Here is a 22,462-nt window from a genome sequence, read left to right as displayed (position 1 = left end):
TCTAACTCACAGCGATGCGCAGGCCGGTGTCGTCGAAAAGATGCAGATGGCTGGTATCGAATTTTAGATCCACCGTGTCGCCTGAAGCCACCTGGCATTGGCCGGCGACGACCGCCAGCATGGTCTGGCCGCCGCTTGTCTTGGTGTGGATGATTGTCTCGGAGCCGAGGGCTTCCACCAGCGCTACGCGGGCCGCAATGTCTCCCTTGCCGGCATCAGCGAGGCTGATGTGGTGTGGCCGCAGCCCGAGCGTCACGTCGCCATTGGCCGCGCTGACGTTCCCGTCGATCTCGAATCCAGCTGAACCGTCCAGCGTGAGGCTTGACCGGCCAGTGGCCCCGGGTGCCGCCTTTACCGGCAAAAGGTTCATACGCGGTGCACCGATGAAACCGGCGACGAACAGATTGGCCGGATGGTTGTAGAGGTCGAGCGGCGTGCCAATCTGCTCGATGCGGCCGGCGCGCAGCACGACGATGCGGTCGGCAAGCGTCATCGCCTCGATCTGGTCGTGCGTGACATAGACCATCGTCGCCGACAGCCGCTCGTGCAGCGCGGCCAGTTCGGCGCGTGTCGAGATGCGCAGCTCGGCGTCGAGATTGGACAGCGGCTCGTCAAGCAGGAAAGCGGTTGGATTGCGCACGATGGCGCGGCCGATCGCGACGCGCTGGCGCTGGCCGCCGGAGAGCTGGCCGGGGCGCCGGTCGAGATATGGCGCGATTTCCAGCATCCGCGCGGCTTCGGCGATGCGCGCATCGATTTCGGCGCGCGCCATACGGGCGTTCTCCAGTCCGAAGGCCAGATTCTGGCGCACGCTCATGTGCGGGTACAGCGCGTAGGATTGGAACACCATCGCCAATCCCCTGTCGGCGGCCGGAACGGTGGTCACGTCCTTGCCGTCGATCGCGATGACGCCGCCTGTCGGCCGGTCAAGCCCGGCGATGAGCCGCAGCAGCGTGGACTTGCCGCAGCCGGAGGGGCCGACGAAGACGATCAGCTCGCCGTCAAGGATGTCGAGATTTATGTCGTGCAGCACGCCGACCTTGCCGAAAGCCCTCGATACGCCGGTAAGTGTGATCTGGCTCATGATAGCCTCTATTTCAGACCGGAGCCGGCAATGCCGGTGGTGATGAAGCGCTGAAGGAAAATGAACACCAGCACGACCGGGATCATGGTGACGACGGTCATGGCCAGGATGTAATGCCATTGCACATTGAGTTGGCCGGCATAGGTGTTGAGACCGACCTGCAGTGTATAGACCTCCTTGCGCGACAGGACGATCAGTGGCCAGAGGAAGTCGTTCCAGCGCCAGACGACGGAAAAGATCGCCAGCACCGCCAGCGCGGGGGCGGTCAGCGGCAGGATGATGCGCCAGTAGATCTGCCATTCCGACGCCTTGTCCATGCGCGCTGCATCGATCAGCTCGTCGGGGATCGTCAGCATGTACTGGCGTAGCATGAAGACGCCCGTGGGCGTCGCCACTGTAGGCAGGATCACGCCCCATAGCGAATTGAACAGTCCCATTGCCGAGATCACCGAATAGAGCGGCACCAGAATGACGGAAAGCGGCACCATCAGCGTCGCGACGATAAGCATCATCACAGCCGAACGTCCCCGAAAATTGTACTTCGACAGTGCGAATGCAGCCATCGAATTGGTCAGGAGCGTAATCAGGGTGGCGACCACGGTGACGAAGACCGAGTTGCGCAGATAAAGGAAGAAGTCAAAGGCGAGGAAAGGCTGGACATAATTGTCGAGCGCGAAGGCAATGCTGCGCTTGGGCGTACGGTTTTGGATGTTGACGCGTATGATCTCGCCCGGGTTGGCGGGATCGACCATCTGCGCGACGGTGCCGAGGCGGCGCACTTCGGCGAGCAGGCGCACGCTGCCGTCGTCATTGCGCACTTCGAAGAGCTGCAGCGGCTCCTCATACCCTTCCACGACAGCTTCGGCGGTGACATAGGGCAAAACAGTCGGCGGGAACTCGGCCAGCGCCGCAGGCGTCTTGAACGACGAGTTGACCAGCCACAGCGCCGGGCCGAACATGACAAGCAGCCCGCCGATCAGCCAGAACCAGGTGAAAACGTCGGTCCAGTGCCAGCCGGCGCCGCCGCGCTGGCGGAACAGAAATTCCGCAACCCTGCTCATCGCATTTTCCCCCGCTGCTCGTTGCGCCTTGCGATGCCCAACTGGATCAAGGTCAGCACGACCAGCACCGCTCCCATGAGGATCGAGGCCGCGGAGGCGAGCCCCGGATTGCGCAGCATCGAGGCGAAGCCGACCTCGTAGATGTACTGCGTGAGGAACAGCGTGCTGGTCCCGGGACCGCCTCCGGTCAGCACATAGATCTCATCGAATATCTGCACGGCGCGGATGAGTGTCAGCACCAGCACCACCAGGAGGTTGGGCGCCAGCAAGGGCAGCGTTATGCGCCAGAAGACGCGCATGGGCCGCGTGCCGTCCATCTCGGCGGCCTCATAGAGGTCTTTCGGAATGGCCTGAAGGCCGGCGAGAAGGATCAGCGCATAGAAGCCGACATGGGCCCAGACCGACACCATGATCGTCGCCGCGAAGGCCCAGTTGCGCTCCACCAGCCAGTTGACCGGGGTTCCGCCCGCCTCGAACACCATCAGGTTGAGCAGTCCCTGCCGCTGCAGGATCCAGCGCCAGATGAGACCGACCACGACTGGCGACAAAAGCACAGGAAAGAAGAACACGGCGCGCCAGAAACTGCGCGCACGCAACTCACGGTTGAGTACGAGTGCGGTGACAAGCGCCACGGCGACCATCATCGCCACTTGCAGCACGACGAAGGCCAGGGTGTTCCAAACCGCGATCCAGAACAGGTCCTCGGTGCAGCTCTTCGGGTCGAGATAGCTGCCGCAACTGAACAGCCGCCCATACTGATCGGCGCCGACGAAGGTGCGGTCGCCGAGGAACAGCGCCCCGCCACCGGTCATCGAATAGAGGATGTTGATGACCAGCGGAAACAGCACGAAAATGCCGAACACCAGCATGTTCGGCGCCAGGAAGAACACGGCCATGCCATTGCTGCCCGTGCGCCGTTGCAACATGCGCAGTGGCGCATCGAAAACATTCGCAAGCCAGCCGACCGGCGCCAGGATCGTGGCGCCGGCGCGGGTTGCTATGCCGTTTCGGACGTCTGCCATGACACTGCCGCGACGCTACTTCGATGCCTCGGCCATCTGTGCCTTGATGTCCTCGTCGATACGGACGAAAGCCTCGTCGAGCTTCAGCTCGCCGGCCATGACCTGACTGATGCGGGTCACCAGCGCGCCATAGACCGGAGTTCCCCATTTCCATGCCGGCAGGGCGGCGGCATTCGGCGCGATCTTGCCCGATGCCTTCAGGAAGGCTTCGAGCGACGCCTTGACGTTCTCGTCATCGGTCTTGTAATCGATCTTGCCGGCGAGAACGCCCTTGTGTGCGGGCAGGAACAGGGTGCGCTCGGTGAATTCGCGCATGATGTCCTCGCGGCCCAGGAAGTCCATCACCTTGCCGACTTCAGCGGGGTTCTTGGTGTATTTGACGGCGACCAGCGCGGCGCCGCCCGGCATGCCGGTGCAGGCGGCGGTGCCGCACGGCGAGCCCGTCGCCACCCAGTCGAAGTTCTTGCCGATCTTGCTGGCCAGGTTGGCAACCTGCCAACTGCCCGAATAATAGTAGGCAATCTGCCCATTGATGAAGTCGTCGGCCCCGGCGCGATAGGTGGTGCCCGACGCCGACACCCAGATTTCCTTGTTCATGCGGCCGTCGGCAACCCAATTGACCAGCTTTTCGGCGAAGGCTTTCGTGCCGGCGTCAATCGGCGCCGGCAGTCGATCACCGCCGATGTAGTTGGCGCCATAAGAGATGTTCGCCGCCGAGATACGATGGCCGCTGCGGTCGATGGCAAAGGCTGCGTTGAGTTGCTGGCTCTGCTGCACCTTGCCGGCGGCATCGACCCATTCGTCCCAGGTTGCGGTGTCGGCCGGGATCGGCACGCCGGCCTGTTCGAAAAGCGTCTTGTTGACGAAGCCGCCGGTCAGCGTGATCTGGGTCATGAAGCCTGGAATGACCTTGGAACCGTCAGGGCGCATCCAGTCGAACTGGTCGCCGAAATTCGTCTGCCAGTATGCTGGATCGGCAACCACAGGCGTCAGGTCGAGCCAATGATCGGCGAGTTCCTTGATGTTGGTGACGCGGGCGATATCGGGGCCCCGTCCTGCCTCGAGTTCGACCGGAAGCTGCTCCTGGACAACCTTGTAGGCGACATTGTCGAGAATGACGTTGATGTCCGGATTGTCTTTCATGAAGCGGTTGAGCAGGTCCTGTATGACCTCACCCTCGACGCCGTCCGAGTACCACATCACGCGAACGTCGCCTGCGAACGCGGTCGACGACAGAAGGCCCGCCGAAAGGCCCAGGATTATCGAATTCATTCTCATGGTTCACTCCTCCGCTTTTGCGGTCTTCACCGCTTGATTGTCGCTGTCCGAGCTGCTTGTCCTGCTCCTTTTGATCCAATCCTCACCTGGTTGCGATGGCGTCGGCTGCGAACAACGTGGCTTCGCCGCTGACCTGCCAGTCGGCCGGATCGACGACACGGCCCTCAGCCTCCATGCGGCCATCCGGATGGAACAGCACGTCGCCATATTCCGGGTCATTGACATGCAGAAGGCCGTTTTTTCCGTGGCCGAGCGCGAGCTGAGAAAACCGCGCCTCGAATTCCTCCAGCGACCCGTATTGCCGGCGCCGGCCCAAGCGGATGATCCATGCGGCTTGATGGCCCGGCACGCGCAGCTCGTTTCCAGCGGTCGGTCCGCGGCCGACCAGCTCGAAGGCGCTGTCGGCCTTCAGCATCGCGAACCCATCGCCGCCGCGCGCCGAAGCGATATGTTCCTTGACCCACGCTTCGTCGAACGCGCTCTGTGGAAACCAGGCATGGGTAAAGTCGGGTTGCTCGGCAGCGCAGCTGAACAGCACAACTGCCAGGTCGCGGTATTGATGCACGCGCGGCAGAGATCCGGAGCCGCCCCAGTAGGACGGCCGGCCATAGCCCGAATGAATTGTCTCGCCCGGATGGTTGATCCATATCTGCGCGTCGGGATTGCCGCCGAGGCGCAGGTGCAGCACCGTTTCCTGATAACCCCATTCGTTCCAGCGATAGGCTGCTGCGCTTCCCATGGCGAAATCGCGGGTCTTGTAGTGGTAGAGCTTGGCGATCCGGTTCTGGCCCTGCGCGAAGCACCATTCCTGCGCGTCGTCGCCCGCCATGCAAGCGATGCCGGTCAGTTCTTGCGGGACGTGGAGCCCATGGTCGCGCAGGCAGAGCGCAAGCTGCGGCAGGGCGTGGAAGCGCATGCCATAAAAACCTTTGCCCCACAGCATGCGTGCAATGCCGGAAAGTTCCAGCGAACGGGCGGCGCGCAGCGTGTGTTCGTAGGAGCGTCCCTGCGCCCCGGTAAGCATGCCCTGCTGAGCCGAGCGGGCGACGATCTCGAGCAGGCGGTTGATCGCAGCCCCGGCGCGCCGGCGCACGTCGGCATCTGGCCCAAGCGCGTAAAGGATCGTCAACCCCTTGAGATCGATTGGGAAATAAGGCGCGGAGTTGAATTCCGCCATTTCCCATGCCTCGAAATGATCGAGCCAGGCGCGCACGCGCGCAAGGCCCACGGTCGACTGCTCCGCGCCGGTGCGCCCCGAGCGGACAAAGCGGGCATCGGGCAGGAGATGGCCGCCGAGATAGGCCGCGGTGTGAAACAGAAGCGCATGGTTTTCGGAAAAGTACCACTGCACGTCGTTGCCCGGCTCATCCATCCAATAGCGGTAATTGAGGATCGCCTCGTCAATGCGGTGACGGAGATCGACCGCGATCGCGTCGCCATAGGCACGACGGCACCAGAGCAGTGGAACCAGGATGAAATCGGCGCAGTCGTGGCAATCCTCGATCGCCGGCAGTGCAGCAGCAATGATGGCGTCGGTTTCGGCGCCGCCACGGCCGGTCGCCAGCCGCGCCAGCGCCCGCACGGTATCGGCCTCTGCGAAGTTGGAGACCTGTTCCAGGGCTTCGCCGATCCTGTCGGCAAGGACGGCGGGAGCGCGGCCCTGACGCGCCGCATGACAGATTTCGACGCCGAAGACCCGCTGGGCAACAAAGCCTGAAGATGAGAGCGATACGGCAAAATGCCGGAAGTCGGCGGGAAGGTCTTCCGCGGCGGCAATCGTGATGCGTCTTGCCCCGGCTTCGATGCGGCGGCGGAAGATCACGGGCGCCTCGATCGACATGAAGTCGCCCTCGATCACAACAGCTACATCCACGGCAACCGGCAGCGCGACATCCGTCACCAGCGCCACTTCGCCGCCGGAATAAAATGGACGCTCGAAATGCATCGCGTCGAGAGCGGCTTCCATGGCCGATGCGACGTCGCCTTTGACGGTCGTGGGCAAGACCTGTTCGGCAACTGGGCCCCGGAGATAGTCGAGTTGGAAGAAGTAGCGTGCGTCACGCTCGGCGAGATCGTCGAACCAGATGCTGATCTCGTTGGCGCCGGCGACGAGATCGACCTCGAAATCCTGAGAAGCCTCGAGATTGCGCCCGTAGGGCGCCATCCAGCCGGCCTCTATCCCGTTGACGAACAAAACGGCGCCGCCGCAGGTGCGCAGCCGCAGCCGCGCCCTGCCGCCCGAGCTTGCGTCGAGCACGGTACTTGCCCAGGTGGCGACCACGGTCGGGCGGAACCAGAAGCCCGACAGGTCGACGCGCGGCGAGCCGAACGGAAGCCAAACACGGTCCGGCTCGAACACGCCCTGCGGCTTGGGCCGTTTCCCGCGGCGTTCGGCGGCAAACTCGGTTCGGCAGGGATATTCGTGCGGGATGAAATTCTTGTGCTTGGTCAGGAAGAAGAAGGGATCCATCTCCCCTTGCATCGGCTGATCCGCAACATCGTAGCGCTGCTCGGACGTCGTGCCGACGAGCCAGTAAACGACGGGGCCGCCGAGCGCGAGTGGCCGGCGTAGCGCAAGATCGTGCTTGATCGGTCCCAAGATGTTCATCGCAGCGTCTCAACGGGCACGGGCGACACGTCGTTATAGGCCTGGTTCTCGCCGGTCATACCCCAGACGAAGGCGTAGGGGCCGGTTCCGCTGCCCATATGGATCGACCAGGCCGGCGAGATGACACAGTCGCCATTGGCCACGATCAGATGGCGGGTATTGTCCGGCCGTCCCATCAGATGGATTACCCGATCTTCCGCCGCGAGATCGAAATAGAGATAGGCTTCCATGCGCCGCTCATGCAGGTGAGGGGGCATGGTGTTCCAGACGCTGCCCGCAGCGAGATCCGTGATGCCCATCAGCAGCAGACAGGAAGGCGCGACTTCCGGATGAATGTACATGCGCAATGTGCGCTTGTTGGCGCGTCGCTCCTCGCCGAGTTCGAGCGGCTTCGCCTCGGATTTCGTGATCAGCCGATGCTTGATGTCTGCGCCGGCCGGAACCGAATTCATATAGAACCAGGCCGGGTGCGCGGCGCTGTCGCTTTCGAGCGTCACTTGCTTAGCGCCGCGCCCGACATAGAGCACATCGCGGTTGGCGAGCGCGAAGCGCTGCTGGTCGACGCTCACCGTTCCTGCGCCGCCGAGATTGGCGATGCCCATCTCGCGCGCGGTGAACAGATGAGGCGTGCCGACGTCCGCGCCATCGCCGAAACTCAGCGGCTCTCCGGTTGGGCACGCGCCGCCGACGATCATGCGGTCGACATGGGTGTAAGCGAAGGCGATACGGCCGGGCTCGAACAGCCGCTCCACCAGAAACTCGGCGCGCAGCCGCTCCGTCCCGTAGCCATCGATGTCGCCCGGACCGGCGCCGAAGAGAACGCGCATCGTCATGCCGCTGCCTCGTCAGCTTCGGCATGGATCATCCCCTCGGTGAGGCAGAGGATCGCCAGGGCCTGGCCGTAGCCGGTAGGCTGGATCGGGATGTCGCGGTAGAACTGGAGATCATGGCCCATGCGGGTGCCATAGGAAACGTTTCCGAGCACGCCGTTCTCGTCGATGCTGGCCAGCACCGCGTCGAGTGCGCGCCGGCCCGCCGGACCGCACGCCTTGGGCCCGAAGCCCAGGCGCGCAGCTTTCATGAGACCATAGCCGATGCCGGCGGTGGCCGACATCTCCTCATAGGAGGTCGGGTCATCGAGCAAAGTGTGCCATGCTCCCGATGGCGCCTGCAGGCGCAGCAGCGCTTCGATCTGCGCTTCCAGCACGCCGAGCAGATAGGCTTCGACTGGCTTGCCGACACCGCCATTTTCGATCAGGTCGAGGATGCCGACCGTGATCCAGGCGTTGCCGCGGGCCCAGAGAGCGCCGGCAAAATTATGTCGGCCGGCAAATGTCCAGCCATGGAACCACAAGCCGGTTTTCGGGTCGGCGAGATAGCGCGCATGGACGAGGAACTGGCGAACAGCCTCGTCGATGCAAGCTTGCCGGCCGGCCGCGCGGCCGTGGAAAGCGAGGAACAGGCCGGCCATGAACAACGTGTCGTCCCACAATTCGTCGTCGTTGATCTTGTCTGAGACATTGTGCTGGAACCCGCCCTCGGGCGTGCGAGGCATGTCGCGAAGCAGCCTTTCGGCCCATTGGCCGAGAGGCGTTTCCCAGCGCGGGTCGCGTGTCTCCCCCCAGAGCAATGCCAGCGCCATCATCGGAGCGGTAGTGTTGATGTTCATCGGCGGCAGGCCCGCCCTTAAATGGCGCTCGTACCAGTCTTCGATTGTCTTCAGGAGTTTCGGGTCGCGATTGTGCCGCCAGAGGCAAACGAGGCCGTAGAGGCCTACACCCTGCGGCCATTCCCAGGAATCGAAGCTGATGTAGTCGCCGGCCGTGCCGTCGAGGTTGGGCTCGTCGAAACGGCCGTCATGGCGCAGGCCGGTCATGCCGCGCACGAGCAGGTCGAGCTTTGAGCGCATATCTCTCATGGACGACGCCACCACTCCTCCCAAGTTTGCGCGATGTCGGGCAAATGGGTGCCACAAGTTTTTTTATTGCGCAATCTGAAATTTTTTTGCAGCATGCAGGCCTGGCGAGGAAACAGCCGATGGTCGTCAAGGTCGAAAGCGGGAAGCGCGGCACGCCCAGCCGGCGCGTGCGGCTCGAAGACGTCGCCGCGCGCTGTGGCGTATCCGTCAGCACGGCATCGCGGGCGCTTGCCGGCGGCAAGGGCGTGCGCGGCGACCTCCGGTCGGCGATCATCGAAACCGCCAGGAAGCTGAATTATACGATCCCCACTTCGATCGCCGGCCGCAAGGTGATCCTCGCCGCAAGCAACGCTGCGATGATCGACTATGGCCGCAACCAGTTCACCTTCTATGTGCTCGACGGACTGAACGAGCGTGCAAAAACTCTCGGTGTCGAGCTGGTGCCGCGCTCGATCGCCGACGCCGATGATCAGATCGCGCTGCTCGATGACGCCAGGCAAGACAAGAGCGTCGTCGGCTGCCTGTTTCTGACGCTTGACGACGAGGCGGTGCTGACGCTGAGCGGCGGTTTCGGCAAGCCGATCGTGCTCATAAACGGCGACGACCCGGCTATGCACCATTCGAGCCTGACGCCATGCAACCGCTCGGCGGCGCATCTCGCGACGCAGCACCTGCTCGACCTCGGCCACCGGCGCATCCTGTTCCTGATGCGACGCGGGCGGCGCACGATCGAGCGCCGCTTCGAGGGCTGGCAGGATGCACTGCGAGAGCGCGGCCTGGCGGCCGGCGACCTGGCCGTAGAGGTGGCGGATTGGCTGCCGGACCTTGCGGCCGAAGCGATTGCGCGGCGCATCGAGACGCGCGGCCTCGACTTCACAGCTGTGCTCGCCGCGGGCGACAGCCTCGCTATCGGCGCGATGATGGCGATCCGGAAGTCGGGTTACGAGGTGCCTGCCGACGTGTCGGTCATGGGCATGGATGACCTTCCGCAGGCGGCTTTCCAAAACCCGCCGCTGACGACGATGCATATCCCGATGCGCGAGATCGGCGCGGCGTCGCTCGACCTGCTGCTCGCCGATCTCGGCGGGGACCTGCCGCCGCGCCGTATCGAATTCGCCTGCCATATCGTGCAACGCCAGTCGACCGGCCCGGTTCGCGCCTGAGACGTATGGTTCACACCGCTGTCCGGGCCAGGCCATCACTACATCGGTGTGGCCACGTTCGAACCGTCTTCGAAGCGTCCGTAACCTCCGCCGAAGAAAAGCAGAGGTTCGCCGTCTCGCAAGGTCGCGGCGGTTACGCGGGCAACGACGATCAAATGGTCGCCGCCCTCATGCCCGGAGATCCGCACGCATTCGAACCGCGACAGGCAGCCACCCAGCAGCGGCACGCCGGCATCGTTCAGGTCGTGCGGGAGGCCGTCAAAAGCTTGACCGGTGCGAGCGAAGCGCTGGCTCAGTTCCATCTGCTCCGCGCCCAAAACATGAACCGCGAAGTGCTCGCAACCTGCGAAGGCGGCAAAACGCCTCGAATGCCGGCCGATCGACCAGAGCACGATCGGCGGGTCGAGGGACACCGATGCAAAGCTGTTCGCGGTGATGCCGACGGGACCGTCAGGCGTCAACGTGGTGACGACGGTGATACCGGTCGCAAACCGGCCGAGCGCGTCGCGGAACTCTCGCTTGCGGTCGGGGCCGGGCACGAAGCTTTTCATCGGTTGCTGCTCGGGGTTGAGGAAGTGGTACATCAGGCGCCCTCCTGGCCAAGGGCTGCGATAGAAGCTTCAATCTCGTTGAGGCGCATTCGCATCATCATCATCATCGCCGCTCCCCGGTTCCGAGCGGAGTCGGCGGGGTGATTTCCGGCACCCGGCCATAGGCATGCGGCAGCGAGCAGGTGTTGATGTTCGGCAGCACGCGCTTGCCGAAGGACATGGCCTCGTCGAGATGCGGATAGCCGGAGAAGATGAAGGCGCGGATGCCCATTTTCCGGTATTCCTCGATCTCACACATGACTTGATCGGTCGAGCCGACGATCGCGGCGCCGCAACCGGAGCGTGCGCGGCCAACGCCGGTCCACAGATGCCGCTCGACATAGCCTTGTGCGTCGGCGCCGGCGCGATTCTTTGCCTGGTGCGCGACGCCCAGGGATGTCGCGTCCAGTGCGCGGGCGCGGATGACTCTGCCCTGCTCGTCGTCGAGTTTCGAAACCAACTCCTCGGCATAGTCGCGGGCTTCGGCTTCGGTATCGCGCACAATCACGTGGACGCGCAGGCCATAATCCAATGTGCGGCCATGGGCGGCCGCACGCTCGTGAACGTCACGCATGCGTTGCGCCAACACGTCCTTCGCCTCCGGCCACATCAGATACACGTCACACTGCGCGCCGCAGAGTTCGAGCGCGTCGGGCGAATAGCCGCCGAAATAGAGCAGCGGCCCGCCATTCTGTTGATAGGGCTTTGCGGGGTCGGCGGTTACTTTCCCGAATTGGTAGACCTCGCCCTGATGGTTGATTTCGTCGCGCGTCCAGGCCTGACGCAGGATCTCGATGACCTCGCGCGAACGCTGATAGCGGAAGCGGCTGTCGGCGAGTTCGCCGGGAAAGTCGGAAGAGATGACGTTTATAGTCAACCTTCCCTTTAGCATGTGGTCGAGCGTTGCGAGCGTGCGCGCCAGCATGATCGGTTGCATTTCGCCGCAACGCACCGCCGCGAGAAGGTTGATCGAAGAGGTTATCGGAGCGCAGCCCGCCACGAAGGACAGAGTATCCTGGCCAACCTGATAGGAGGAGGGGCACAGGATATTGCGAAAGCCCAGTCCTTCGGCTGTCTTGACGATATCGGAGCAGTGTTCCCAACTCGACCGCAGCGTACCATCCGGTACGCCGAGATAGCGGAAATCATCGGAACACAAAGCAGAAAACCACGACACTTCAGCAGCATCGAGATCTGCGGACGTCACCGGAACGACCGTCAATGTCGGCACTCCTTGTTGTCAGAGACTGGATTTCCCTGTTGCATATCATTCGTGTTTGTGTAGATCAATAGTGTATCAATTTTGCGTTGGAGACAATGTGACCACGTCCAGAAACGCCTATGCGCTTCCGATGCATCAGCAGGTCAGCGAAATGCTGATTCGCGAGATCGCGGCCGGGCGGATGATTGAGGGCGAGAAGCTTCCGCCGGAGCGCGACATGGCTGCGGGGCTCGGAATAGCGGTCGGCACTTTGCGCAAGGCGCTCGGCGATCTCGAGCGCAAGGGCTTGCTCAGTCGCATCCAGGGTTCCGGCAACTACGTACGGTCGCAACCTGACGTGGCCAGTGTCTATTCCATGTTCCGGCTGGAACTCCTGGAGGGAGGCGGGCTGCCGACGGCGCGCGTTCTGTCAGTCGATCGGCTGGCGAAACCGATGGACCTGCCGGTGTTCGGGTCGAGCAGCGAGGCCCATAGAATAAGACGGCTGCGGAGCCTCAGCGGCAAGCCGGCGGCGCTGGAGGAGATCTGGCTCGACGGTTCCCGTGCGGAGACGGTTGCTATCGAAGAACTGTCGGATTCGCTCTATCTCTACTACCGCAAGGCGCTCGGCATCTGGATCTTGCGTGCAGAGGACCGCGTCGGGGTCGGCCAGGTGCCGGGATGGGCGCTGCCTGAGTTCGGCCTCGCGCCGGGCGCTGCCGCCGGCTTCATCGAGCGTACCGGCTGGATGCAGGACGGCGCCAGCGCGGAGTTTTCCAGGACCTGGTTTGATCATGGCGTCGCACGCTACGTCGCGCGGCTGCGATAAGGAACGGCTATGGCGAAGCACATTTCCTACGGCATCATCGGCTGCGGCATGATGGGGCAGGAGCATCTTCGCAATATCGCGCTGCTGCCCGATGTCGGCGTCGCTTCGATCTTCGAGCCCGACGCGACAATGCGCGCACGCGCGGCAGACCTTGCCCCGCAAGCGTCGATCGCCGGCTCAATCGCGGAGGTGGCGGCCGATCCGCGCGTCGACTGCTTGCTCATCGCCAGTCCGAACTATGTGCATTTCGCGCAGCTTAGGGAAGTCGCTGCTGTCCGTGCGCTGCCCATCCTGGTCGAGAAGCCGCTTTTCACCGATCCGGTCGACGCAGCCGCGGTGAAGGCGTTCGCCGCGACTTTCACCGCACCAGTCTGGGTCGCGATGGAATACCGCTATATGCCGCCGGTCGCTCGATTCATCGAGCAGGCGCAGGACGCCACCGGCGGCATCCGGATGCTGACAATCCGTGAGCATCGCTACCCGTTCCTGGATAAGGTGGCCCACTGGAACCGCTTCAACCGTCGATCGGGAGGCACGTTCGTCGAAAAATGCTGCCATTTCTTCGATCTCATGCGGCTGATCCTGAAATCGGAACCGGTGAGGATCATGGCGTCGGCCGGACAGGAAGTGAACCATCTCGACGAAAATTATGATGGCGAGACACCCGATATCTGGGATTGCGGCTACGTGCTGGTCGATTTCGCCAGCGGCGCGCGCGCCATGCTGGAACTGTGCATGTATGCAGAGGGCAGCCGCTATCAGGAGGAGATCAGCGCCGTCGGTGCGCGAGGTAAAGTCGAATGCCTGGTGCCGGGTCCCGGCCGCTTCTGGCCAGCTCATCTCGGCGCGGCGCCGACGCCGCAGCTGATTGTCAGCCCGCGCTCTCCGCAGGGACCGTACACCGTCGAGATCCCGGTCGACCCGCAATTGTTGACGGCCGGCGATCACAACGGCTCGACTTTCTATCAGCATCAGCGGTTCTGCGCTGCCCTGCGAGGCGAAGGGCCGGTCGAGGTGACGTTGGACGATGGCTGGAAAGCTGTCGCCATGGGTATGGCCGCACAATTGTCGGCAAAGCAGGGCACGGCCATTTCCAACCCACTCGATGCCTGCGAGAGCGCTCAGTGTGGCTGGTGGTAATTCACGTGATCGCTTGATCGTCTGACCAAGTGGTAAGCGCAGACGGCCAAATCGCAAGATCCACGGCGTGAGCCGCCCTGCTGGGATCAGTCGACCTTGCCTCCGATTGCCGCTATGGTTCTGACCAGCCTGTCCGCGACACAGGTCGATGCTCCAGCCGCCATGAGCATCTGCGGCAGGATCAACCATTCCAGCGTCCAGGCTGCACCGGAGCGCTCTTGCTCATGGATCAGCGCATGATGCATTCCCGACAATTGGACCGCGTTGTAGCGGGCAAGCGTCACCAGCATCTCGGCGTCGATGGGATTGCGCTTGTGCGCCATGGCCGACGACGAACCGCCGCCCGCCCGTTGCAGCTCGTCGCCTGCCTGCGCCATCAGTGCAATGTCCTGCCCGAACTTGCCGAGGCCGCCCGTCACAAGCGACAGCCAACTGGCCAGTTCAGCGATGCGGTCGCGCTGGCTGTGCCATTGCGGCGCGTCGCCAAGGCTTAGCTGCCGGGCCAGCGCGGCACGGAGGGCGGCGCGCTTGTCAGCAAACTTCTCGAGTGTCCCGGCGGCGCCGCCGAACTGGACGACGAGAACCGATCCCCGCACCGATTGAAGCCGCTCATGGTGGCGCACGAGCGGTTCGCGCCAGCTTGCGACGCGGTCGGCTACGGAAATCGGAATTGCTGCCTGCATGCGGGTTCGGGCCATCAGCGTGCGATCGCCAAACCGATGGCCGAGATCGGCGAAGGCGACCACCAGAGCCGAAAGCCGTCCTTCCAACAGGTCGATACAGGCGCGAATTCTCAGGATCATGGCCGTGTCGATCACGTCCTGGCTGGTCGCACCGAAATGCACATGCTGCGAATGCGGCTCTCCGACAGCATGCCTGATCTGCCGCACGAGTTCCGGCACCATGACGCCGTCGCGCGCCGTTGCGTCCCTCAGGGCCTGGATTTCCGGCCGGAAGTTGTCGAGGACGCGCCCGATGGCGCTTGCTGCAGCCGCCGGGACGATGCCGAGCGCAGCTTCTGCGTCGGCGAGCGCCTTCTCGAATTGCAGCATCGTCGCAAGTTCGGCCTCGACGCCGAGCAGCGTCGCCATCTTCTCATCGCCGAGAAGCCCGGACAGGAGGGGCCCGGACAGAAGGGGATTGTCGAATGCTGCGATCATATGTCGAAGAAGACCGTCTCGTTGATGCCCTGGAGATGAATGTCGAACTTGTAGATGTCGCCATCGCGCGGCGCGACCAGCGTTGACACGCGCTCTTTCTGCTCAATGCGCATCAGGACGGGATCCTCGGCGTTGGCGGTTTCCTCATCGCCGAAATACATGCGGGTGTGAAGGCCAATGTTGATGCCACGCGCGACGATCCAGACCGTCAAATGCGGCGCCATCTTGCGGCCGTCAAAAAACGGCACGCGACCGGGTTTGATGGTCTCGAACAGGCATTCGCCCGTCGTCATGTCGGTGGGCAGCCGGCCCCAGCCGGTAAAGTTCGGGTCGGCGGAGCCGCGCAGATCCGAGGGCGAATTGTAGATGCCGGCGGCGTCCGCCTGCCAGATCTCCACGAGCGCGTCCTTCAGCGGCGAGCCGGCGCCGTCGATCACTCGGATGTTGACCCTGATGCGTTCGCCCCTGGTCTTGTCGTTGACCATCGCGGTGCCAAGGTCGCGTTCATAGACGCCCGAGATACCGGCAAAGTTGGGCGTCAGCCCGATATGGACGTAGGGTCCCGCGGTCTGCGAGGCGCTTTCCTTCAGCCGGCCGAGAGCCTGGACCATCAGTTGCCCTCGATGCGGTTTTCGAACAGCGTCGAGCGGCGGCCGCGCAGTACAATGTCGAATTTGTATGCCCGCGCATCCATCGGTATCGTTGCCTCCATGTCGAGTGCGGCGGTGAGGCCTTCAATAGCGCGGCGGTCGTTGATGGTCCGCACGATCGGGCACCTCCAGATCATCGGGTCGCCCTCGAAATACATCTGGGTGATCAGGCGCTGCGCGAAGCCGTGCCCGAAGATCGAGAAATGGATGTGCGCTGGACGCCAGTCGTTGGGTCCGTTTGGCCAGGGATATGGCCCCGGCTGGATCGTGCGGAAACAATAGGAGCCATCCTCGCCGGTGATGGTGCGGCCGCAGCCGCCGAAGTTCGGATCGAGCGGCGCGCGATAAGTCTCCTTCTTGTGTCGATAGCGTCCGCCGGCGTTGGCCTGCCATACCTCCACCAGCGCACCGGCGACGCCGATGCCGCGCTCGTCGAGCAGGCGGCCATAGACGAGGATGCGCGACCCGATCGCGCTTTCGCCCGGCCCGGCAAAATTGTGTATGAGGTCATTGTCCAGTTCACCGAGATTACTTTGGCCGAAGACCGGCCCCGTAAGCTCCGACAGCGTGTTGTCGAGGGAAAGAAGCGGCCGTTGCGGCGAGCGCAGCACGGACGTCTTATAGGCAGGCGTGAAGGCCGGCGGATGCCAGTTGCGGTCGCGCGGAAAGAAGGCGCCGATTTCCGGCGTGCGGTTGGCGGGAAAGCGCGACTTGGTCATGATTAGCCGGCTTGAGCGTCGATTTCGTCGAACGTCTTCCTGGCGATCTTCATCGCATGATTTGCCGCCGGTACCCCGGCATAGATTGCCACATGCAGCAGCGCCTCGCGTATGTCGTCGCGCGTCGCCCCGGTATTGACGCTGGCGCGGATATGCATCGCAACCTCTTCGTCCTGCTTCAGCGCGGCGAGCAGCGCGATGGTGATCATGGAACGCTCGCGCCTGGTGATGTTCGGCCGCGACCAGACGTGGCTCCATGCAGCCTCCGTGATCAGTTCCTGGAAAGGAATGTCGAATTCGGTCTTGGCCGCCTCTGCGCGGTCGACATGGGCGTCACCCAGCACCGAACGGCGCGTCGCCATCCCTTCGACGTATCGGTCGCCGTGTCGTGGCTTGCTCATTTGCGCTCTCTTGGCATGTCGTTCAGGAAGCCACGGATCAGCCCGGCCAGCCTCTCCGGCTGCTCGACGCATGGGATGTGGCCCGCACCGGAGATGACCTCGAATCGTGCGGCGGGGATTGAGCGGGCCAGCGATTCCACCAGTTCAGGCGGCGTCGATCCGTCCTGATCGCCGACAATGCAGAGTGTCGGCACTTTGATTGCGGCGGTCGTCGCGGTGAAATCGGCGTCGCGGATAGCCGCGCAGGCAGCAGCGTAGCCGGCCGGAACCTGGCGCGTCAGCATCGTTTTATAGCCCGCCAGTTCCTCGCCGCGATTCTTATGGAAATCCGGCGTGAACCATTTTCGCATCACGTCGTCGGCAAAGCTGGCGATGCCCTCCGACAGGGTCGCGTTGATGCGCCCGTTCCACATCTCGACTGTGCCGATTTTCGCTGCCGTATCGCAAAGGATCAAGCCCTCGATCAAATCCGGCCGCGTCTTGTAAAGGCATTGCGCAATGACGCCGCCGATCGAAAGCCCGCAGATCACCGCGCGCTTTACGCCAAGATGGTCGAGCAGCCCTGTAAGGTCCGTCGCATGGGTCTCGATTGTTTGCGGCGCGCCACCCAGTTCGCTCAGGCCGTGTCCGCGCTTGTCGAACGCCACGGATGTACAGTCGTCGGCCAGTCTTCGCTCGACCTCGTTCCAGATGCGCATATCCGTGCCGAGCGAGTTGGCGAAGACGACCGTCGGCCTGCCAGTTTTGGGACGATGCCGGTAGTGGATCGTCGCGCCATTAATGCGAGCAAAGTTCATATCCGTCATAGCTTTGGCATTCCTTTGGGCCGCATCAGCCGTTTTTGCGCGGCGATGCGGAATGGTGCGTTCGGCGCACCATAGCCTGCATACGCGCCGCGCCGTTCAACGAACTCGATAATGAATCCCTCTCCGAATGTCGGCGCATAGAGCTGAAAAAATTCGCCGTTGTCGTCGCGGTCATAAAGGATGTTGGCCGAGCGTAACCGATCGGCGACCTCCGGATCCAGACCGAAGCGCGCTTCTACGTCGTCGTAGTAGTTCATCGATATCTGAAGCGGTTCGAAGCCGTTGGCCTGCAGCTTCGCCGCCGTCGCAAAGATGTCATCCGTCGCGAGTGCCAGGTGCTGGACGCCGGAACCAAAGGTTTCGGCGATGAAATGGCCAGCCAGGGTGCGGTGACTCTCGGCGCCGTTCAGCGTGAGGCGGAAGCGCTTGTCCAGACCTTCGATAACCTGGCTGCGCACGAGGCCGGCCGGATCGACGATGTCGACCATCGGGGTCTTGCTCGTCCTGAAGATCGAGACATAGAACAGCAGCCAGCTCGGCATCTCCTCCTGTGCCATGGTCTGCCCGACATGATCGATACGGGTGAGGCCGACGCCATTGCCGGAACTTGCCGACGTGACCGGCGTGAACTCCATGTCCCAGACCTTCGCCAGGTCGGTCTTGGCATCGAGGAAGTAGATCAGTCCGCCGCCGACGCCGCGGATCGCCGGGATCGACAACTCGCCGGGCCCGACCCGCTGGTGAAAGATCTCCGCGCCCAGTGCCTCGGCGCGCGCCACCGTGGCGGCGGCGTCCTCGACCTTCAGGCCCATCGCGTATGCCGACGTGCCATGGACAACAAAGGAAGAATGGGCAAAGCCCTGCCGCTCGGTATTGATGACGATATTGATCTCGCCCTGGCGGTAGAGCGTGACCTCCTTAGAGACGTGCCGACCGGCCTCGACAAAGCCGAGCATGCGCAACAGCGATCCAAGCTGTCCGGCGTCCTGGCGATCGGCCGCGAACTCGATGAACTCGACCCCTCCGACCCCGATGCGGTCGGGCATTGGCGGGATGGCCATGTCAAGTGCCGGTTCTTCACGCCGCACCTGGTCCATCAACCATACGAGCGAACGCCGTCCGTCGACGGAGATCGCCTTTGCCGACCCGCCACGGAACTGGTCGTTGAAAATCTCGAGCGACAGATAGCCGTCATAACCGGTTGCCGCGACCGCCTGCATGAACTGTCGCACCGGCAGATCGCCTTCGCCTGGCATGTTGCGGAAGTGCCGGCTCCAATAGAGCAAGTCCATGTCGATCAGCGGCGCGTCGGCGAGTTGGACAATGAAGATCTTGTCCGCGGGTATCGAACGGATCGAGCCGAGCTCAATCCTGCGGGCCAGCGTGTGGAAGGAATCGAGAACCAGCCCGACGTTCGGATGGTCGGTCCTGCGCACGATTTCCCAGGCATCGCGATGATCGTTGACGTGACGCCCCCAGGCCAATGCCTCGTAGCCGACGCGCAGACCGCGCCTGGCGGCGCGCTCGCCAAGCTCGCGAAAGTCCATGGCCGCCCGGTCGATCCCGCCAAGCGAGACGGGCGACACCGACGAGCATATCAGCATCAGATCGGTGCCGAGTTCCTGCATGACGTCGAACTTGCGCTCGGCACGATCGAAGGCGCGGTTGCGCTGCGGCTCCGGCAACCCCTCAAAATCCCTGAACGGCTGGAAGAGCGTTATGGTCAGGCCTGTGTCACCAGCCATTCGGCCGACGTCGCGCGGTGAGCCGTCAAAGGCGAGGAAATCGTTCTCGAAGATTTCGACACCGTCGAAGCCCGCGGCGGAAATTGCCGCGAATTTCTCCGCCAGGTCACCGGCGATCGACACCGTCGCGATCGACGTCTTCAAACGCGCCTCCTCCCTGGTTTGTCGTGAACGAACCAGTTCGTACATAACTAAGGCAACGCTGGCAGCACCGCAAGTTTCGGCCGCTCAGCGTTCTGCGGGAGCTTCGTCCGTGGCGACAAAACGCAACAGCATCTCCACGCTGTTGCGTTTGAGCCGCTCGAGTTGTGCCGGCGCGCCGAAGTCGCGTCCGAAGATCATCGAAAAGGTGGTGCGATTGGAAACGTTGAAGAAGCACAGCGCGCTTACTTGCCAATGGAGTTCGATCGCGTCGAGTCCCGGCCGGAAGACCCCCTCTTCGACACCGCGTGAATAGATGCGAGAGATGTGGTCGATCGCCGTCACGTTCAGTTCGCGGATCGCATCCGATTGTTGGAGGTATTGGCCGTGATGGATGTTCTCGATCATCACCATGCGGATGAATTCCTCGTGTCGGTGATGGTGGTCGAACGTGAACTCCACCAGGCGCGTCAGTGCCGCCACGGGGGGCAGACCTTCGATATCAAGTTGAGCCTCGCCCTCGCGCACCTGACGATACGCGTTCTCGAGCGCGCGCAGGTAGAGGCCTTCCTTGTCGCCAAAATAGTAGTAGATCATGCGCTTGCTGAAGCGTGTGCGCGCCGCAATCTCGTCTATGCGCGCGCCCGACAAACCGTTCAGGGCAAACTCCTTGGAGGCGATCTCCAGGATGTTTCGGCGCGTGCCCTCAGGGTCCTGGATACGCGTCGTGCTCGCGTCCGGCTTCGGCTTTCGTTCTTTCTTGATAACGGCCATGCAGTTTGAGTTCCCGCCCCGGCGCAGCCGGTATTTGACTAAACTAACCAGTTAGTACATTATTCGCAAATCACGACGGCTCATTTATCGGCGCGTTTGGCGTGAACACAAGGGCGATCCGGGAATTGCCGCATTTGGGCTGGGAGGCGGCCCGCACAGGGAGGAATTTCGGGAGATGGGCGACGACAGCCTTGTCGACCTGCTTTGCCGTCTTGCCGACGAGCACAAGGGCGCCGCCAGCGGCGACAGCGAAAAGGTCGTGATTGGCCTCGTCGGACGCGGCATTCAGTCATCGCGCACTCCCGGCATGCACGAGCGTGAAGCCCGGCGCCTCGGCATCGGCTATTCGTATCTTTTGCTCGATTTCGACCGGCTCGGAATTCCGGACGCGGCGATCAGCGACTTGATCGTGGCGGCGGAAATTGCAGGCTTTCACGGCCTCAACGTCACGCATCCGTTTAAACAGGCTGTCATTCCCGTCCTCGATGCGCTGTCGCCGGAAGCGCGCGCGATAGGCGCGGTGAATACGGTCGTCTTCGCTGGCGGACGCAAGGAAGGCCACAACACCGACAGCTGGGGTTTCGCGGAGAGTTTTCGCGAAGCGATGACAGGCGCATCGATGGGCTGTGTCGCAATGTTCGGCGCCGGCGGAGCGGGCGCCGCAGTCGCAAACGCGCTGATGCAAATGGGCGTTGGCCGGCTGTTCGTCCTCGACAGCCAACCCGGTCGCGCCTCGGATCTTGCGTCGCGCATGGGCGCCTTGTTCGGCGGTCGCGTCGAGACCTGGCCGGACCCGGCCGCAGCCGTGCGCATGGCAAACGGCATCGTCAACACGACCCCGGTGGGCATGGCGAAGTACCCCGGAACACCGTTCGACACGGCTCTTCTGACAGCCGAAAAATGGGTCGCCGACATAATCTACTTTCCGACCGAAACAGAGTTGTTGGTCGCAGCCCGTACGATCGGCTGCAGAACGCTGCCGGGCATCGGCATGGCGATCCATCAGGCCGTCCGCGCGTTCGAGCTGTTCACCGGGCGCAAGGCCGACCGCCGCGCCATGGCAGATCATTTCGAGGCCGCCGCATAAGGCAATGACGCCTATAACCATATGAAGACCATAGGGAGGAAATCGACATGAAAGCTGAAATCAACCGACGCCTGTTTATGGTCGCCGCCGGCGCACTCGCCGCCGCGACCGCCATTCCCGCCTTCGCGCAGGACAAGCCGAAGCTGCGTTTCTCGGCCGTGTTCTCGGAACAGGACATCCGGGCCGAGATGATGAAGATGTTCGCCGAAGCCATCAAGGACGACTTTGCCTTCGAGGGTTATTACGGCGGCAACCTGTTCAAGCAAGGCACCGAACTTGTCGCCATCCAGCGCGGCAACCTCGAGATGGGCAACGTTGCCCCGCAGGACATCTCCAAGCAGATTCCAGCGTGGTCTATCGTCACCGCCGGCTACCTGTTCCGTGACGCTGCGCACGTTAAGGCGTTCTTTGCCAGCGATGCCGGCGCGGAGCTGAAGAGGATGACCGAGGACCAGCTCGGCGTGAGGGTGCTCGGCCCTACCTATTTCGGCCTGCGCCAGGTCGGCCTGAAGCCGGACAAGGAAATCAAGACTCCCGCCGACATGGCAGGCATCAAGCTGCGTATGCCGGGTGGCGACGCCTGGCAATTCCTCGGCCAGGCGCTCGGTGCGAACCCTACGCCAATGGCCTATGCCGAGGTCTATACCGGCCTGCAGACAGGCGCAATCGACGGGCAGGACAATCCGTTGCCCAACGTCGAGAACATGAAATTCTACGAGGTCATGTCGCAGATCGTGCTTACCTCGCACCTTGTCGGCTTCGACCTTCTCAGCATCTCGAAAAAGCTGTGGGACGAGATGGGGGCCGAGAAGCAGGCAAAGGTCCAGGCCGCGGCGGACAAGGCGATCGACTTCTCGACAGAGAAACACCTGACGCGCGAGAAGGAACTCGTTGAAACATTCAAGGGCAAGGGCCTGAAGATCTACGAGCCCGATGTCGCAGCATTCCGCAAGCATGTGCAGGAGCAATATCTTGCCTCCGACCTGGCCAAAGAATGGCCTGCCGGGATGGTCGACAAGATCAACGCGCTTTGACGCGACGAACGCGCCGGCCGGTCCGCTTGCGACCGACTGGCCGGTTTGGCC

Annotated in this window: 21 protein-coding genes; 5 read left to right on the top strand and 16 right to left on the bottom strand. The window is 62.9% G+C overall.

What is annotated here, in order from left to right; translation table 11 throughout:
- Position 1: 1 nt before the first annotated feature.
- The 7 genes from AC0L2C_RS05395 to bglB form a co-directional block, all read right to left on the bottom strand.
- Entirely contained in the window at positions 2-1,084 is a 1,083-nt protein-coding gene (locus AC0L2C_RS05395) for an ABC transporter ATP-binding protein (RefSeq protein ID WP_473522895.1), read from the bottom strand.
- An 8-nt stretch (positions 1,085-1,092) separates the two neighbouring features.
- On the bottom strand, positions 1,093-2,145 hold the full coding sequence (locus tag AC0L2C_RS05390; protein ID WP_473522894.1) for a carbohydrate ABC transporter permease: 1,053 nt from the start codon (positions 2,143-2,145) through the stop codon (positions 1,093-1,095).
- Complete coding sequence (locus AC0L2C_RS05385; protein ID WP_473522893.1) at positions 2,142-3,167, bottom strand: carbohydrate ABC transporter permease; 1,026 nt, start codon at positions 3,165-3,167, stop codon at positions 2,142-2,144. Before AC0L2C_RS05385 ends, AC0L2C_RS05390 begins: the two co-directional genes overlap by 4 nt.
- A gap of 15 nt (positions 3,168-3,182) precedes the next feature.
- Entirely contained in the window at positions 3,183-4,445 is a 1,263-nt protein-coding gene (locus tag AC0L2C_RS05380; RefSeq protein ID WP_473522892.1) for an ABC transporter substrate-binding protein, read from the bottom strand.
- An 82-nt stretch (positions 4,446-4,527) separates the two neighbouring features.
- Positions 4,528-7,053, bottom strand: a complete 2,526-nt coding sequence (locus tag AC0L2C_RS05375) for a hypothetical protein (RefSeq protein WP_473522891.1) — start codon at positions 7,051-7,053, stop codon at positions 4,528-4,530.
- Complete coding sequence (kduI, locus tag AC0L2C_RS05370) at positions 7,050-7,886, bottom strand: 5-dehydro-4-deoxy-D-glucuronate isomerase (RefSeq protein ID WP_027151263.1); 837 nt, start codon at positions 7,884-7,886, stop codon at positions 7,050-7,052. Before kduI ends, AC0L2C_RS05375 begins: the two co-directional genes overlap by 4 nt.
- Entirely contained in the window at positions 7,883-8,971 is a 1,089-nt protein-coding gene (gene bglB / locus AC0L2C_RS05365; RefSeq protein WP_473522890.1) for a beta-galactosidase BglB, read from the bottom strand. The genes kduI and bglB overlap by 4 nt, the downstream gene beginning before the upstream one ends.
- Before the next feature lie 119 nt (positions 8,972-9,090).
- Here bglB and AC0L2C_RS05360 point away from each other — a divergent pair, with 119 nt between their 5' ends.
- Entirely contained in the window at positions 9,091-10,134 is a 1,044-nt protein-coding gene (locus AC0L2C_RS05360) for a LacI family DNA-binding transcriptional regulator (RefSeq protein WP_473522889.1), read from the top strand.
- 38 nt (positions 10,135-10,172) lie between these two features.
- On the opposite strand, the gene AC0L2C_RS05355 is transcribed toward AC0L2C_RS05360, so the two are convergent.
- Together AC0L2C_RS05355 and AC0L2C_RS05350 are read right to left on the bottom strand one after the other, a co-directional pair.
- A complete protein-coding gene (locus AC0L2C_RS05355) occupies positions 10,173-10,718 on the bottom strand; it encodes a flavin reductase family protein (RefSeq protein ID WP_473522888.1) in 546 nt (181 codons plus the stop codon).
- Positions 10,719-10,788: 70 nt separating this feature from the next.
- On the bottom strand, positions 10,789-11,946 hold the full coding sequence (locus AC0L2C_RS05350; RefSeq protein ID WP_473522887.1) for an LLM class flavin-dependent oxidoreductase: 1,158 nt from the start codon (positions 11,944-11,946) through the stop codon (positions 10,789-10,791).
- Between the two features lie 130 nt (positions 11,947-12,076).
- Between AC0L2C_RS05350 and AC0L2C_RS05345 the strand changes: the two genes are divergently transcribed.
- Both AC0L2C_RS05345 and AC0L2C_RS05340 read left to right on the top strand, forming a co-directional pair.
- The gene (locus tag AC0L2C_RS05345; RefSeq protein ID WP_473522959.1) at positions 12,077-12,754 is read left to right on the top strand and encodes a GntR family transcriptional regulator; all 678 of its coding nucleotides are present in this window, start codon (positions 12,077-12,079) and stop codon (positions 12,752-12,754) included.
- Between the two features lie 9 nt (positions 12,755-12,763).
- Positions 12,764-13,894, top strand: a complete 1,131-nt coding sequence (locus tag AC0L2C_RS05340) for a Gfo/Idh/MocA family protein (RefSeq protein ID WP_473522886.1) — start codon at positions 12,764-12,766, stop codon at positions 13,892-13,894.
- An 86-nt stretch (positions 13,895-13,980) separates the two neighbouring features.
- On the opposite strand, the gene AC0L2C_RS05335 is transcribed toward AC0L2C_RS05340, so the two are convergent.
- From AC0L2C_RS05335 to AC0L2C_RS05305, 7 genes are all read right to left on the bottom strand, one after another.
- Positions 13,981-15,054, bottom strand: a complete 1,074-nt coding sequence (locus tag AC0L2C_RS05335) for a 3-carboxy-cis,cis-muconate cycloisomerase (protein WP_473522885.1) — start codon at positions 15,052-15,054, stop codon at positions 13,981-13,983.
- A complete protein-coding gene (pcaG, locus tag AC0L2C_RS05330; RefSeq protein ID WP_128246283.1) occupies positions 15,051-15,665 on the bottom strand; it encodes a protocatechuate 3,4-dioxygenase subunit alpha in 615 nt (204 codons plus the stop codon). Before pcaG ends, AC0L2C_RS05335 begins: the two co-directional genes overlap by 4 nt.
- Entirely contained in the window at positions 15,665-16,423 is a 759-nt protein-coding gene (gene pcaH, locus AC0L2C_RS05325; protein WP_473522884.1) for a protocatechuate 3,4-dioxygenase subunit beta, read from the bottom strand. The genes pcaG and pcaH overlap by 1 nt, the downstream gene beginning before the upstream one ends.
- A gap of 2 nt (positions 16,424-16,425) precedes the next feature.
- Positions 16,426-16,824, bottom strand: coding sequence for a 4-carboxymuconolactone decarboxylase (gene pcaC / locus AC0L2C_RS05320; protein WP_128166359.1), 399 nt, complete (start codon positions 16,822-16,824; stop codon positions 16,426-16,428).
- Complete coding sequence (gene pcaD / locus AC0L2C_RS05315; RefSeq protein WP_473522958.1) at positions 16,821-17,621, bottom strand: 3-oxoadipate enol-lactonase; 801 nt, start codon at positions 17,619-17,621, stop codon at positions 16,821-16,823. The genes pcaC and pcaD overlap by 4 nt, the downstream gene beginning before the upstream one ends.
- A 5-nt stretch (positions 17,622-17,626) precedes the next feature.
- Positions 17,627-19,519 (bottom strand): bifunctional sugar phosphate isomerase/epimerase/4-hydroxyphenylpyruvate dioxygenase family protein, encoded by a 1,893-nt coding sequence (locus AC0L2C_RS05310; RefSeq protein ID WP_473522883.1) that lies wholly within the window; start codon positions 19,517-19,519, stop codon positions 17,627-17,629.
- 84 nt (positions 19,520-19,603) lie between these two features.
- Positions 19,604-20,290, bottom strand: coding sequence for a TetR/AcrR family transcriptional regulator (locus AC0L2C_RS05305; RefSeq protein WP_473522882.1), 687 nt, complete (start codon positions 20,288-20,290; stop codon positions 19,604-19,606).
- 175 nt (positions 20,291-20,465) lie between these two features.
- Here AC0L2C_RS05305 and AC0L2C_RS05300 point away from each other — a divergent pair, with 175 nt between their 5' ends.
- Both AC0L2C_RS05300 and dctP read left to right on the top strand, forming a co-directional pair.
- Positions 20,466-21,377 (top strand): shikimate dehydrogenase, encoded by a 912-nt coding sequence (locus AC0L2C_RS05300; RefSeq protein ID WP_473522881.1) that lies wholly within the window; start codon positions 20,466-20,468, stop codon positions 21,375-21,377.
- A gap of 47 nt (positions 21,378-21,424) precedes the next feature.
- Entirely contained in the window at positions 21,425-22,411 is a 987-nt protein-coding gene (dctP, locus tag AC0L2C_RS05295) for a TRAP transporter substrate-binding protein DctP (protein ID WP_473522880.1), read from the top strand.
- Positions 22,412-22,462 lie beyond the last annotated feature (51 nt).

The organism is Mesorhizobium sp. WSM4845 (assembly GCF_055811455.1).
The sequence above is the reverse complement of the archived record's forward strand: the minus strand, read 5'-3'. Positions and strand labels throughout refer to the sequence as shown.

Coding starts and splice junctions, on each gene's coding strand:
- AC0L2C_RS05395 (WP_473522895.1), bottom strand. CDS start 1,084: ATGAGCCAGATCACACTTACCGGCGTATCGAGGGCTTTCGGCAAGGTC.
- AC0L2C_RS05390 (WP_473522894.1), bottom strand. CDS start 2,145: ATGAGCAGGGTTGCGGAATTTCTGTTCCGCCAGCGCGGCGGCGCCGGC.
- AC0L2C_RS05385 (WP_473522893.1), bottom strand. CDS start 3,167: ATGGCAGACGTCCGAAACGGCATAGCAACCCGCGCCGGCGCCACGATC.
- AC0L2C_RS05380 (WP_473522892.1), bottom strand. CDS start 4,445: ATGAGAATGAATTCGATAATCCTGGGCCTTTCGGCGGGCCTTCTGTCG.
- AC0L2C_RS05375 (WP_473522891.1), bottom strand. CDS start 7,053: ATGAACATCTTGGGACCGATCAAGCACGATCTTGCGCTACGCCGGCCA.
- kduI (WP_027151263.1), bottom strand. CDS start 7,886: ATGACGATGCGCGTTCTCTTCGGCGCCGGTCCGGGCGACATCGATGGC.
- bglB (WP_473522890.1), bottom strand. CDS start 8,971: ATGAGAGATATGCGCTCAAAGCTCGACCTGCTCGTGCGCGGCATGACC.
- AC0L2C_RS05360 (WP_473522889.1), top strand. CDS start 9,091: ATGGTCGTCAAGGTCGAAAGCGGGAAGCGCGGCACGCCCAGCCGGCGC.
- AC0L2C_RS05355 (WP_473522888.1), bottom strand. CDS start 10,718: ATGTACCACTTCCTCAACCCCGAGCAGCAACCGATGAAAAGCTTCGTG.
- AC0L2C_RS05345 (WP_473522959.1), top strand. CDS start 12,077: ATGCATCAGCAGGTCAGCGAAATGCTGATTCGCGAGATCGCGGCCGGG.
- AC0L2C_RS05340 (WP_473522886.1), top strand. CDS start 12,764: ATGGCGAAGCACATTTCCTACGGCATCATCGGCTGCGGCATGATGGGG.
- AC0L2C_RS05335 (WP_473522885.1), bottom strand. CDS start 15,054: ATGATCGCAGCATTCGACAATCCCCTTCTGTCCGGGCCCCTCCTGTCC.
- pcaG (WP_128246283.1), bottom strand. CDS start 15,665: ATGGTCCAGGCTCTCGGCCGGCTGAAGGAAAGCGCCTCGCAGACCGCG.
- pcaH (WP_473522884.1), bottom strand. CDS start 16,423: ATGACCAAGTCGCGCTTTCCCGCCAACCGCACGCCGGAAATCGGCGCC.
- pcaC (WP_128166359.1), bottom strand. CDS start 16,824: ATGAGCAAGCCACGACACGGCGACCGATACGTCGAAGGGATGGCGACG.
- pcaD (WP_473522958.1), bottom strand. CDS start 17,621: ATGAACTTTGCTCGCATTAATGGCGCGACGATCCACTACCGGCATCGT.
- AC0L2C_RS05305 (WP_473522882.1), bottom strand. CDS start 20,290: ATGGCCGTTATCAAGAAAGAACGAAAGCCGAAGCCGGACGCGAGCACG.
- AC0L2C_RS05300 (WP_473522881.1), top strand. CDS start 20,466: ATGGGCGACGACAGCCTTGTCGACCTGCTTTGCCGTCTTGCCGACGAG.
- dctP (WP_473522880.1), top strand. CDS start 21,425: ATGAAAGCTGAAATCAACCGACGCCTGTTTATGGTCGCCGCCGGCGCA.